Genomic DNA, 11,838 nt, shown 5'->3' with positions numbered 1-11,838 from the left:
CCGGGTGACCGCGCATCCCCGGCTCGACGAGCTCATCCGCACCGTCCACGTCCTCCGCGCCCCGGGCGGCTGCCCGTGGGACGCCGAGCAGACCCACGAGTCGCTCGTGCGCTACCTGATCGAGGAGTCGCACGAGCTGGTCGACGCGATCGAGGCCGGCGCCCGGGCCGACCTGATCGAGGAGCTCGGCGACGTGCTCTACCAGGTGCTCTTCCACTCCGACCTCGCCGCCGACGGCCCGGAGCCGTTCACGATCGAGGACGTCGCGGCGCACATGAACGCCAAGATGATCGGCCGCCACCCGCACGTCTTCGGCGACGCGACCGCCGAGACCGCCGATGACGTCATCGCCGTCTGGGACGAGCTGAAGAAGACCGAGAAGCCGCACCGGACGAGCGTCCTCGACGGGATCCCGCAGGGCATGCCGGCTCTCGCGCTGGCCGACAAGGTGATCGGCAAGGCGACGACGCTCGGCATCGTCGACGCGGGGGAGGGGCCGCTGCCGATCGAGTCGGAGGAGGACCTCGGCCCGCTGCTGCTCGCGATCGTCGCCTCGGCGCGGGCGCAGGGGCTCGACGCCGAGCGCGCGCTGCGCACGGCAACGCGCGACCTGCAGGACGAGATCCGCGCGGTGGAGCAGGAGCGCCGGGAGGGGTAGCTGTCGCCTCGAGTGCTGATGGCGGGGATCTCGATACGCCCGCTGCGCGGGCTACTCGATCAACAGAGGTGGCGGGCTCTGCGCAGTGCGGCGAGATTCATGCTGGTCGAGTAGCCGCGGAGCGGCGTATCGAGACCCCACGTCTCCAGAATGGTGGATCTCGATACGCCCGCTGCGCGGGCTACTCGATCAGCATGAACGGCCGGCTGCGCGGGCTGCGCGATCAGCAGGAAGGCCGTCGGTCAGGCCACGCGGCGCCCGCGGGGCAGGCGGGCCGCCGGCGTCGCCGTGCGGCGGATCGCGCCGAGCAGCAGGCCGACCGCCAGCACCAGCTGCAGCGTCAGACCGACGAACCAGGACGGGACGGTCGAGTCGAAGACCTCCTCCGGAGTGTTCGGCCGCGTCGAGCCGGTGTAGCCGGAGCAGGAGAGTTCGACGACCGGCTCCGGCGCGATCTGCGCCTGCCGAACCAGCAGCGAGAGCCCGGTGAACAGGTCCTCCGGCGAGCCGTACTCGTCGAGCTGCGGCGGGACGGCGTCGGCCAGCACCACGAACGGGTTGAGCGCGAGCAGCCCCCAGTAGTAGTCGGCCCGCGCCACCTGCGTCTCGTAGTCCGGTCCGCAGATCCCCTGCTCGTCGTCGACGAAGACGGTCTGCTGCTCCGTGGTCGTGACCGCCGTCAGCAGCCCGAACGCGATCAAGGATCCGACGCTCATCGCCGCGACCAGCAGGTAGGTGGTGACGACCGACATCAGCGGCCGGTCGAGGATCCCGCTGAGACCCACTCCGATCGCCGCGACGACGCCCAGCTGCACCGCGAGCACGAGCACCGAGACCGACGCGGAGGCGAGCGACACCCCGCCGACCCCGACGGCGACGAGCAGGAACGGCACGGTGCTCGCGAGGAACGCCAGCGCGACCAGCCAGGCCGAGACGAACTTGCCGAGCACGAGCTGCGCCGTGGTCACGAGGGTGACCTGCGTCGTCGCGAGGGTCCCCGCGTCGCGGTCGCCGTTCACGGCCGTGCCGGAGAGCGCGGGCGTCACCAGGCTGCCCAGCAGCAGCACGAAGTAGACGAGGGTCGAGTAGAGGAAGCCGCCCACGACGGCGCCGCTGCCCGAGAAGACGCCGGTCGCGACGACCAGCAGTCCGGTGACCGCGCCGACCAGCAGGAAGAACAGCCCGAGCAGGACGAAGGACGAGGTCCCGCGCACCCGCTGCGCGAGCTCGAGGCGGAGCACGATGCCGACGCCCTGCAGGAAGGGCAGCGGCCGGGCGGTGGTCTCGGCGCTCATCGGGCGTCCTCCTCGTTCTCGGTGCCCGGTTCCGCGGGCCGCCCAGGCCCCGCGGCACTCCCCGGCTCCCCGGCCGAGCGAGTCAGATCCGAGAAGGTGTGCTCCAGCTCGCCCACCGCCGGCGCGAAGCGGCTGACCGCGACCCCGGCCGACACCAGCCGCGAGAGCAGCTCGGCCGCCGCCGCATCGTCGACGACCGGCACGAGCGCCGCCTCGCGCTCCACCTGGACCCTCACGCCGGTCAGCCGCTCGACGACCTCGGCGAGCTCCGCTCCGCGCGGCCGCACCGCGTCGATCCGCCAGGCGCGCAGCGCCCGCGACGCGCGCGCGACCGCCTCCTGCGAGGCCGTCACGCCGCCGTCGAGGTAGACCGCCGCGGTCGCCATCTCGTCGAGCTCGGAGAGCACGTGGCTCGAGACCAGCACCGTGCGCCCCTCGCCGGCGAGCCGCAGCACGAGGTCGCGCAGCGCGATCCGCGCCCCGGGATCGAGCCCCGAGGCAGGCTCGTCGAGCACCAGCACCGACGGGTCGTGCACGAGCGCCCGGGCGAGGCTGAGCCGCTGCTTCTGGCCGCGCGAGAGCACCCGGGTCGGCCGGTCGCCGAACTCGACCAGATCCACGAGCCCGAGCAGCTCGTCCGCCCGGGCCTCGGCGTCCGGGCGCGGCAGCCCGTACAGCTGCCCCGTCGTCCGGAGGGTCTCCCGGCAGGTCAGGCTCGCCCACGAGCCGAGGACGTCGGGCATCCAGCCGAGCGCGGCCCGCACCGCGGCGGGCTCCTCGACCGGGTCGTGCCCGGCGACGCGGAGCCGCCCGGCGTCGGGGCGCAGCAGCGTCGCGAGCAGCAGCATCAGCGTCGTCTTGCCCGCGCCGTTGGGCCCGATCAGCGCGGTGACCTCCCCGGGCCGGGCCTCGAAGCTGGCGTCGCGCACGGCGTGCACGGACCCGAACGCCCGCGACACCCCCTCCGCGACGATGCCGGCATCAGCGTGCGTGTCCATCGAGTCCCCCTCGTCGGTCCGCGGCGATCCCCCTGACCGCGCGAGCGCCGCGAGCCTAGCCGACACCCCCGACCGGCCGGACGCCCGCGGCGCGGAGGGCCGGAGAACACCGGTCGACGGTCTGGGAGAATCGCCGCATGGCTTCTGCGATCACCCCGCCCCGCGGCATGCGCGACTTCCTCCCGGCCGACAAGGCGAAGCGCGAGCACGCGCTCGGAGTGATCCGCCGGGTCTACGCGGCGCACGGCTTCGACGAGATCGAGACCCCGGTGGTCGAGGACTTCGAGCGCCTGCACTCCGGCCTCGGCGGCGACAATGAGAAGCTCGCTTTCAGCGTGCTGCGCCGCGGGCTCTCGCACGACGACCTCGCGGCGGCGGCCGCGACGGACGACGCCTCGGGCCTCGCCGACCTCGGCCTCCGCTTCGACCTCACCGTCCCGCTCGCCCGCTTCTACGCCAGCCACCGCGCCGAACTGCCGACCGTCTTCCGGTCCGTGCAGATCGCACCGGTCTGGCGCGCGGAGCGCCCGCAGAAGGGCCGCTACCGCCAGTTCGTGCAGTGCGACATCGACATCATCGGCGAGCCGGGGCAGCTGGCCGAGGTCGAGCTGATCACCGCGACGGCCGCCGCCCTCGACACGCTGGGCCTGCGCGACTGCACGATCCGGATCAACGACCGCCGGATCCTCACCGGCATCCTCGAGCACTGCGGCTTCGCTCCCGAGCGCTTCGGCCCCGCCCTCATCTCGATCGACAAGCTCGACAAGATCGGGGCGAGCGGCGTCGTCGCCGAGCTCGAGGCCGACGGTCCGGACGCCGCGGCCGTGCTCGGCGGCTACCTCGCCCGCATCGAGGCGGCCGTCGCCGCCGGGGGAGTGGCGCTCGAGCAGTCCGCGATCCTCGGAGTGCTGCCCGAGGGCATCGACCCGGAGGCGGTGCTCGCCCTCGAGACGCTCGCCCGGTCGCTGCGGTCGCTGCCGACCGGCGTCTCGCTCCGCTTCGACCCCACGCTCGTGCGCGGGATGGGCTACTACACCGGCACCATCTTCGAGATCGCGCACCCCTCCTCCGGCTCGTCCGTCGGCGGCGGCGGCCGCTACGACGGCATGATCGGGCGCTTCCTCGGCCAGGACGTGCCGGCCTGCGGCTTCTCCATCGGCTTCGAGCGGATCGTCGAGCTGATCGACGTGCCGCTGGACGAGCGGCCGGACGCGGTCGTCCTCGTGCACGAGCGCGACGCGGCCCCGGAGGTGCTGCTCGCGCTCAAGCAGGAGCTGATCGCCGCCGGCTCCCGCGTGCGCCTGGAGCGCCGCGCCAAGAACCTCACGCCGCTGCTCGACCGGGCCGCCGCCGCCGGATTCACGCGCTTCGCACTCGTGCCCCGCGACGCCGCAGCGGCCGCGGATCTCGCCTTCAAGCCGCTCGGCTGAGCTGAGAGGGGCCTCAGCCGATCCGCCGGGAGGGACGGGCGGAGCGGTCGGATCGTTGTCGGATCCGTGAGACCCTTAATACCCGCGAAATCTGCGGACACACCGGAGAAATCTCCCGAGGATAGCGTCGAGGCACCCCGATCGGCGCGGCTTGGCGCGCCCCGTGGGGCACCCGTCGCGAACCGCGCACCACAGCAGCTTCCACCGCCTTACCCGAGGAGTCCCCCTTGCCCCTGTCGCCCTTCCGCACCTCGCAGACCTTCGACCGCCGCAGCGTCCTGCGCATGGCCGGCGTCGCCGGTCTCGCCCTCGGTGGCGTCTCCGTCCTCGCCTCCTGCGCCTCCGACTCCTCCGGCGCCTCGGCCGAGGACGGCGGCGACCTCGGCACCCTGAAGGTCCAGCTCTCCTGGATCAAGAACGAGGAGTTCGCGGGCGAGTTCTTCGCCGACTCCAAGGGCTACTACACCGAGGCCGGCCTCGCCGGCGTCACGCTGACCGCGGGCCCCTCGACCGGCACCGCCGAGCTGCTGTCCGGCTCGGCCGACGTCGCGCTCAGCGACGCCGTCTCGGTCGGCACCGTCGTCGCCAACGAGAAGGCGCCGCTCAAGATCATCGGCGCGACCTACCAGAAGAACCCGTTCACGGTCCTCTCGATCGCGACCGCCGGCAACATCGCCACCCCCGCCGACCTCGCCGGCAAGAAGATCGGCGTCCAGGCGTCGAACACCTCGCTCTTCCAGGCGCTGCTGAAGGCGAACGGCCTCGCCGAGTCCGACGTCACCGTCGTCCCGGTCGAGTACGACCCCTCGGTCCTGATCAACGGCACCGTCGACGGCTTCATCGCCTACCTGACCAACGAGGCGATCACCGTCGCCGCCGAGGGCTACGAGGTCGTCAACCTGCCCTTCGCCGACAACGGCCTCCCGTTCGTCGCCGAGACCTTCACCGTCACCGACCAGGCCGTCTCCGAGAAGCGCGAAGCGCTCAAGGCGTTCCTCGTCGCCGAGATCAAGGGCTGGACCGACGCGGTCAACGACCCGGAGGCCGGCGCGATGCTCGCCCTCGAGACCTACGGCAAGGACCTCGGCCTCGACGAGGAGTCCTCCAAGAAGGGCTCCACCATCCAGTCCGAGGAGCTCGTCGTCTCGGACGAGACCGTCGCGAACGGCCTCTTCACGATCTCGGACAGCCTCCAGGAGGAGACGCTCGCGTCGCTCTCGGGCGCCGGCATCGAGGTCGACGCCGCCGACCTCTTCGACATGAGCCTCCTCGCCGAGGTCTACGAGGAGAACCCCGACCTCGTCAAGTACGCCGCCTGACCGCGGCGACCGGAACAGCTCCACCACACATGCAGCACCACGGAGGGCACCACTCGTGACCGACACGACCGACGCCGGCACTCTGCGCGAGCAGGGTGCCGGCGGCACCGGCATCCAGATCCACGGCCTGTCGAAGACGTTCCGGATGGGCTCTCGCAGCGTCACCGCGCTGCAGGACACCGATCTGCACACCGACCAGGGCAGCTTCCTCGCGCTCCTCGGCCCCTCGGGCTGCGGCAAGTCCACCATCCTGCGGATCCTCGCGGGGCTGGAGGAGCCCACCTCGGGCTCCATCCGGGTGGACGGCCGCACGCCCAAGGAGTTGCGCCGCGACAACAAGCTCGGCATCGCCTTCCAGGACCACGCGCTCCTGCCCTGGCGCAGCGTGATGTCGAACATCCGCCTCCCGTTCGAGATCGCGGGCAAGTCGGTGGACCAGTCCTACATCGACGAGCTGATCGACCTGGTGGGCCTGCGCGGCTTCGAGAAGGCCAAGCCGGCGCAGCTCTCCGGCGGCATGCGCCAGCGGGTCTCGATCGCCCGCTGCCTCATCCTCAAGCCCGAGGTGCTGCTGCTGGACGAGCCGTTCGGTGCGCTCGACGACATGACGCGGCAGAAGCTCAACCTCGAGCTGCTGCGGATCTGGACCGAGAAGCCGGCCACGACCCTCCTCGTCACCCACGGCATCTCGGAGGCGATCTTCCTCTCGGACCAGGTCGCCGTGATGAGCCCGCGGCCCGGCCGGGTCAAGGAGATCATCGAGATCGACCTGCCCCGCCCGCGCACGCCGGAGATGCAGCGCACCCCCGAGTTCCACGCCTACGTCGACCAGGCGTCCGAGCTGCTGTTCGGCGACGGCGGCGCGGCCGCCGACGACCACTGAGGCGCCCCGTGGCCACCCTGCTCCCCGCTCCCGTCCCGCCGACCGAGCGCCGCTCGCGCTCCCTCCCGCCCTGGGCCTCCGGGCTGATCGGCATCGTCGGCATTATCGCCGTCTGGTGGCTGATCGCCCTGGTCACCGCCCCCACCGGCGGCACGACCTACGCCCCGGTCCCCACGCCGATCCAGGTCGCGCAGACGATCGCCGAGGACGGGCCCGCGTTCTACTGGGCCAACTTCTCGGTGACGATCGGCGAGGCCGCGGTCGGCTACTTCTGGGGCAACCTCATCGCCCTGGTGCTCTCCGCGCTCGTCCTGATCGTGCCGTGGCTGGAGGGGATCGTCTCCCAGCTCGCGGTCGTCACCTACTGCGTGCCGATCGTCGCGATCGGGACGCTCGTGCTCCTCATCCTCGGCGGCTCCGACGCGCCGGGGCGGCCGAGCGACACCGCGATCTTCCTCGCCGGGCTCTCGGTCTTCTTCACCACCGTCGTCGGCAGCCTGCTCGGCCTCAAGGCGGCCGACAAGGCCTCCCTCGACGTCGTGACCGTCTACGGGGGCACGAAGTTCACCCAGCTCCGGAAGGTCCGCGCCATCGCGGCGCTGCCGAACATCCTCTCCGCGCTGCAGATCGCCGTTCCCGCGGCGTTCCTGGGCGCGATCCTGGGGGAGTACTTCGGCAAGATCGAGACCGGGGTCGGGCCGATCCTGGTCGCGGCGCAGGTCTCGCTGAACTCGCCGCGCGTCTGGGCGCTCTTCCTCCTCTGCGCCGCCGTCGCGCTGATCGGCTACGGCCTCGTCGGCCTGATCGGGCGCCTCGTCGCCCCGTGGTCCTCCGGAAAGCGGGCATGACATGACCTCCACGATCCCCGACCGCACCGAGCAGTCGAGCCCGACGCAGATCATCGCGGTCGACGAGCTCCGCCGTCAGCTGCGCAGCGCCGCCCTCGGCGCCACGCTGAAGAGCCTGCGCAAGAGCCTCCTGATCGCGCTGTCGACCGTCGCGATCGTCCTCGCGATCTGGATCGGCGTGATCCTCTTCAGCGGCGTCTCGCCGTACGTGATCAAGGGGCCGTGGGACGTCTGGGCGCACCTGGTCACCGACGAGTCGGCGGCCGAGAACCGCGCCGAGCTCGGCGGGCTCTTCGCCGTCACCATGGTCGACTCGTTCATCGGCTTCTCGGCCGGCCTGATCGTCGCGATCCTGGTCGCGATCCTCTTCCGGCTGTCCAAGGGCGTCGAGCACGCACTGATGCCGTTTGCGCTGCTGCTGCGCTCGGTCCCGCTGATCGCGATGACGCCGCTGATCATCCTGGTCTTCGGCCAGGGGACGGTCGCCTCGGTCGCCGTGGTCGGCGGCATCGTCGTGCTCTTCCCGGCGCTGGTCACGATCGCGTTCGGCCTGAACAACGCCTCGCCGCAGATGCTCGACGTCGTCTCGGTCTACGGCGGCTCCACGCTGACGGCCATCCGCAAGGTCGCCATTCCCGGAGCGCTGCCCTCGCTCTTCGCGGCGATCCGCGTCTCCGTCCCCGGAGCGATCACCGGCGCGCTGCTGGCCGAGTGGCTCTCCACCGGCGACGGCATCGGCGGCGGCATCGCCGGCTGGACCGCGCAGGCCCGCTTCGACGACATCTGGTCGGCCGTCGTCCTCGTGACCGGCGTCTCGCTGATCCTCTACATGGTCGTCCAGGTCGTCGAGACCTTCGTCCTCTCCCGGATGTCCCTCTCCCTCTCCTGACGCACGTCTGCTCCCCTCCGCGAGATGCCACTTGTGCACGCCCGACACGGCGTGTCGCGCGCACAAGTGGCATCTCGCGGAAGCGGGGAGGGGCGGGTCAGACGGTGACGATCGCGTCGATGCGGCGCGGAGACAGGAGGTCGCGGCCGCCGAGGCCGTCGAGCTCCATCACCACGGCGATGCCCTCGAGGGACCAGCCGGCGCGCTCGATCAGGCGGCAGCTCGCGTCGAGGGTGCCGCCGGTGGCGAGCACGTCGTCGACGAGCAGCAGGCGCGCGCCCTTCGGCACCGCGTCCTCGTGCACCTCGAGCTGCGTGCTGCCGTACTCGAGCGTGGCCTGCTCGCTCAGCACGGTCCGCGGCAGCTTGCCGGGCTTGCGGATCGTCACGACCCCGAGGCCCGCGGAGTAGGCGGCGGCCGCGGCGAGGAGGAAGCCGCGCGCCTCGACCCCGGCGATCGCGTCGATCCGGCCGCGATACGGCTCGATCAGCGCGTCGGCGACCGCGCGCAGCGCCTCGCCGTCGCCGAAGACCGGCGTGAGGTCGCGGAAGAGGATGCCGGGCTTCGGGAAGTCGGGGACGACCTCGGTGAGGCGCTCGACGAGGGCGGCGGCGGTGCTGGTCACGGGGTCCTCCGGTGGGGCGGGAGCGGATCGGCGGCCGTGCGGCGCGGCTGCCGTCAGGGCCCTGGGAGTCTACCGACGCCTCGCGGACGCCTCCCGTTCCGAGGCGGTCAGTAGACTCCTTCCCGACCGCTCCCGCCCTCCGGGAGCCCACCCGTCAAGAGGAGATAGTTGTGGCCCTTATCGAGGCAGTCGTCGCCCGAGAAATTCTGGACTCCCGTGGCAACCCCACGGTCGAGGTCGAGGTCCTGCTCGAGGACGGCGCGTCCTCGCGAGCGGCCGTCCCCTCCGGTGCCTCCACCGGCGCCTTCGAGGCCTACGAGCTGCGCGACGGCGACGCCGAGCGCTACCTCGGCAAGGGCGTGCAGAAGGCCGTCGACGCCGTCATCGACGAGATCGGCCCGGCGATCGAGGGCTTCGACGCCACCGACCAGCGCCTCGTCGACGCCGAGCTGATCGAGCTCGACGGCACCGAGAACAAGTCGCGCCTGGGCGCGAACGCGATCCTCGGCGTCAGCCTCGCGGTCGCCAAGGCCGCCGCGCAGTCGGCCGACCTCGACCTCTTCCGCTACGTCGGCGGCCCGAACGCGCACACCCTGCCCGTCCCGCTGATGAACATCATCAACGGCGGCGCGCACGCCGACACCGGCGTCGACATCCAGGAGTTCATGGCCGTCCCGCTGGGCGCCGAGTCCTTCTCCGAGGGCCTGCGCTGGGGCGTCGAGATCTACCACGCGCTCAAGGCGCAGCTGAAGAAGGCCGGCTTCGCCACGGGCCTCGGCGACGAGGGCGGCTTCGCCCCCGACCTGCCCACCAACCGCGAGGCGCTCGACTTCATCCTCAAGGCCGTCGAGGCCGCCGGCTTCACCCCCGGCAAGGACATCGGCCTCGCGCTCGACGTCGCCTCCTCCGAGTTCTACGAGGACGGCAAGTACACCTTCGAGGGCAAGAAGCTCTCGGCCGAGGAGCTCTCCGCGTACTACGCCGACCTCGTCGCCAACTACCCGCTGGTCTCCATCGAGGACCCGCTGGACGAGGACGACTGGGCCGGCTGGACCCACCTCACCGCCGAGATCGGCGACAAGGTGCAGCTCGTCGGCGACGACCTCTACGTCACCAACCCGGTGCGCCTGGCCCGCGGCATCGCCGAGAAGGCCGGCAACTCGATCCTGGTCAAGGTGAACCAGATCGGCACGCTCACCGAGACGCTCGACGCGGTGGCCCTCGCCCAGCGCAGCGGCATGACCGCGATCCTCTCGCACCGCTCCGGCGAGACCGAGGACACCACCATCGCCGACCTCGCGGTCGCGGTGGACGGCGGCCAGATCAAGACCGGCGCCCCCGCGCGCTCGGACCGCGTCGCGAAGTACAACCAGCTGCTGCGCATCGAGGAGATCCTGGGAGGCGCCGCGACGTACGCGGGTCGCTCCGCCTTCCCGCGCTTCACCGCGTAGTCTCTCCCCGCCGGAGCGGCCCCGGAGCCCAGCACCTCGGTGCGGGCACCGGGGCCGCTCCTGTTCCGCCCTCATCCGTTCCACCGCTCGAGGAGGCACCCGCCCATGGCCCGACCGCCCCGCCGGCCCTCCGCACCCGGGAGCGCGCCCCGCCGCCCGGCCGCTGCCGAGACTCCGGACTCGCCCGCCTCGAAGCCCGTCGCGTCGAAGCCCGCCGCCAAGACGCCGAGCGCCTCGACGCCGAGCGCCTCGAAGCCGTCCGCCTCGAAGAAGCCGGCGTCCAAGCCCGCCGGCTCGACGTCCGCCGCGTCGAAGCGCCCCGGCGCGAAGCCCGGCTCCTCGGCCCCGAAGGCCTCGCGCACCCCGCGCGCGAAGCAGCCTCCCGTCACGCCGTCCTCCGCCTGGGTCGCGGGCGTCCGCGGCTCCGGCTTCACGCTGCTCGTGATGGGCATCATGATCCTGGCCGTCGTCGTCCTCGCGCCCAGCGTGAAGAACTTCGTCGAGCAGCGCGCCGAGATCGCCGAGCTGCAGCGCTCCGTCGATGCGGCGAAGACCCAGTCGCAGAACCTCGACGAGCAGCGCGTGCGCTGGTCCGACCCCGCCTTCATCCGCGCTCAGGCCCGCGAGCGCCTGTACTTCGTGATGCCGGGCGAGGTCAGCTACCTCGTCCTCGACGACATCGCCGTCGCGCAGCAGGCCGCGCAGCCGGCGTCGAACTCGGTGCAGAAGACGCCGAGCGACTGGGCGGGCTCGCTGCTCTCCTCGATCGCGGTCTCCGGCCTCGGCGACCCGACGACGGCGGAGCTCACGCCCACTCCCTGACCCCGGCCCCCCCCCCGCCCGGCCCCCGCCTACACTGGAGAGTTCCCTCCGGTCCCCGCGCCCCCTGGAGTCCTCCGTGACCACGCCCCCGTTCGACCCGCCCACCGAGCACGACATCGCCGTCGTCTCCGCCCAGCTGGGCCGCCCCGCCCGCGACGTGGTCGGCATCAGCGCGCGTTGCGTCTGCGGCAACCCGACGGTGGTCTCCACCAGCCCCCGGCTGAGCGACGGGACGCCGTTCCCGACCTTCTACTACCTGACCCACCCCGCCGCGACCGCCGCGATCTCGCAGCTCGAGGCGACCCAGGTCATGGTCGAGTACAACGGGCTCCTGGCCGAGGACGAGGCGCTCCGCGACGCCCACGCGGCGGCCCACCGCGCCTTCCTCGCCGACCGCGAGAGCATCGCCGTCGTCCCCGAGATCGCGGGGATCTCCTCCGGCGGCATGCCGACGCGCGTCAAGTGCCTGCACGCCCTGGCCGGCCACGCGCTCGCCGCGGGCCCCGGGGTGAACCCGATCGGCGACCTCGCGCTCGCCCGCGCCGACTGGTCGCCCGAGCGCTGCGAATGCCGGCCGCTCGAGGTCTGACCGACTCCGCGGCCCGGCGGGTCGACGCGAT

Annotated in this window: 12 protein-coding genes; 9 read left to right on the top strand and 3 right to left on the bottom strand. The window is 72.3% G+C overall.

Annotated features, from left to right (window positions below; genetic code table 11):
* The first annotated feature begins 4 nt into the window (after positions 1–4).
* Positions 5–658 (top strand): MazG family protein, encoded by a 654-nt coding sequence (locus MT351_RS11315; RefSeq protein ID WP_243582218.1) that lies wholly within the window; start codon positions 5–7, stop codon positions 656–658.
* 242 nt (positions 659–900) lie between these two features.
* Here MT351_RS11315 and MT351_RS11310 read toward each other — a convergent pair whose 3' ends face one another.
* Together MT351_RS11310 and MT351_RS11305 are read right to left on the bottom strand one after the other, a co-directional pair.
* A complete protein-coding gene (locus MT351_RS11310; RefSeq protein ID WP_243582217.1) occupies positions 901–1,953 on the bottom strand; it encodes an ABC transporter permease in 1,053 nt (350 codons plus the stop codon).
* Entirely contained in the window at positions 1,950–2,951 is a 1,002-nt protein-coding gene (locus MT351_RS11305; RefSeq protein ID WP_243582216.1) for an ABC transporter ATP-binding protein, read from the bottom strand. The genes MT351_RS11310 and MT351_RS11305 overlap by 4 nt, the downstream gene beginning before the upstream one ends.
* Positions 2,952–3,088: 137 nt before the next feature.
* Between MT351_RS11305 and hisS the strand changes: the two genes are divergently transcribed.
* The 5 genes from hisS to MT351_RS11280 all read left to right on the top strand — a co-directional run bounded on the left by hisS (position 3,089) and on the right by MT351_RS11280 (position 8,320).
* Positions 3,089–4,381 carry a histidine--tRNA ligase gene (hisS, locus tag MT351_RS11300; protein ID WP_243582215.1) on the top strand — a complete coding sequence of 431 codons (1,293 nt, stop codon included), beginning with the start codon at positions 3,089–3,091 and terminating at the stop codon, positions 4,379–4,381.
* Between the two features lie 227 nt (positions 4,382–4,608).
* Positions 4,609–5,700 (top strand): ABC transporter substrate-binding protein, encoded by a 1,092-nt coding sequence (locus MT351_RS11295; RefSeq protein ID WP_243582214.1) that lies wholly within the window; start codon positions 4,609–4,611, stop codon positions 5,698–5,700.
* 145 nt (positions 5,701–5,845) lie between these two features.
* Positions 5,846–6,583, top strand: a complete 738-nt coding sequence (locus tag MT351_RS11290; RefSeq protein WP_123705595.1) for an ABC transporter ATP-binding protein — start codon at positions 5,846–5,848, stop codon at positions 6,581–6,583.
* Positions 6,584–6,591: 8 nt separating this feature from the next.
* Complete coding sequence (locus MT351_RS11285; RefSeq protein ID WP_243582213.1) at positions 6,592–7,431, top strand: ABC transporter permease; 840 nt, start codon at positions 6,592–6,594, stop codon at positions 7,429–7,431.
* A 1-nt stretch (position 7,432) separates the two neighbouring features.
* On the top strand, positions 7,433–8,320 hold the full coding sequence (locus MT351_RS11280) for an ABC transporter permease (RefSeq protein ID WP_243582212.1): 888 nt from the start codon (positions 7,433–7,435) through the stop codon (positions 8,318–8,320).
* A 97-nt stretch (positions 8,321–8,417) separates the two neighbouring features.
* Here the strand turns inward: MT351_RS11280 and MT351_RS11275 are convergent, their stop codons facing one another.
* Entirely contained in the window at positions 8,418–8,945 is a 528-nt protein-coding gene (locus tag MT351_RS11275) for an adenine phosphoribosyltransferase (RefSeq protein ID WP_132437731.1), read from the bottom strand.
* Between the two features lie 170 nt (positions 8,946–9,115).
* Here MT351_RS11275 and eno point away from each other — a divergent pair, with 170 nt between their 5' ends.
* The 3 genes from eno to MT351_RS11260 all read left to right on the top strand — a co-directional run bounded on the left by eno (position 9,116) and on the right by MT351_RS11260 (position 11,807).
* On the top strand, positions 9,116–10,396 hold the full coding sequence (gene eno, locus MT351_RS11270; protein ID WP_123447613.1) for a phosphopyruvate hydratase: 1,281 nt from the start codon (positions 9,116–9,118) through the stop codon (positions 10,394–10,396).
* Between the two features lie 105 nt (positions 10,397–10,501).
* The gene (locus MT351_RS11265; protein WP_243582211.1) at positions 10,502–11,218 is read left to right on the top strand and encodes a septum formation initiator family protein; all 717 of its coding nucleotides are present in this window, start codon (positions 10,502–10,504) and stop codon (positions 11,216–11,218) included.
* A 76-nt stretch (positions 11,219–11,294) separates the two neighbouring features.
* Positions 11,295–11,807 carry a DUF501 domain-containing protein gene (locus MT351_RS11260; RefSeq protein WP_133963103.1) on the top strand — a complete coding sequence of 171 codons (513 nt, stop codon included), beginning with the start codon at positions 11,295–11,297 and terminating at the stop codon, positions 11,805–11,807.
* Positions 11,808–11,838: the final 31 nt, after the last annotated feature.

The organism is Rathayibacter sp. VKM Ac-2926, from assembly GCF_022815565.1.
Lineage (GTDB): Bacteria > Actinomycetota > Actinomycetes > Actinomycetales > Microbacteriaceae > Rathayibacter > Rathayibacter festucae.
The sequence above is the reverse complement of the archived record's forward strand: the minus strand, read 5'-3'. Positions and strand labels throughout refer to the sequence as shown.

Excerpts from the sequence above, each read along its gene's own strand:
- MT351_RS11310 (WP_243582217.1), bottom strand. The coding sequence starts at position 1,953 with ATGAGCGCCGAGACCACCGCCCGGCCGCTGCCCTTCCTGCAGGGCGTC.
- MT351_RS11305 (WP_243582216.1), bottom strand. The coding sequence starts at position 2,951 with ATGGACACGCACGCTGATGCCGGCATCGTCGCGGAGGGGGTGTCGCGG.
- hisS (WP_243582215.1), top strand. The coding sequence starts at position 3,089 with ATGGCTTCTGCGATCACCCCGCCCCGCGGCATGCGCGACTTCCTCCCG.
- MT351_RS11290 (WP_123705595.1), top strand. The coding sequence starts at position 5,846 with ATGGGCTCTCGCAGCGTCACCGCGCTGCAGGACACCGATCTGCACACC.
- MT351_RS11280 (WP_243582212.1), top strand. The coding sequence starts at position 7,433 with ATGACCTCCACGATCCCCGACCGCACCGAGCAGTCGAGCCCGACGCAG.
- MT351_RS11265 (WP_243582211.1), top strand. The coding sequence starts at position 10,502 with ATGGCCCGACCGCCCCGCCGGCCCTCCGCACCCGGGAGCGCGCCCCGC.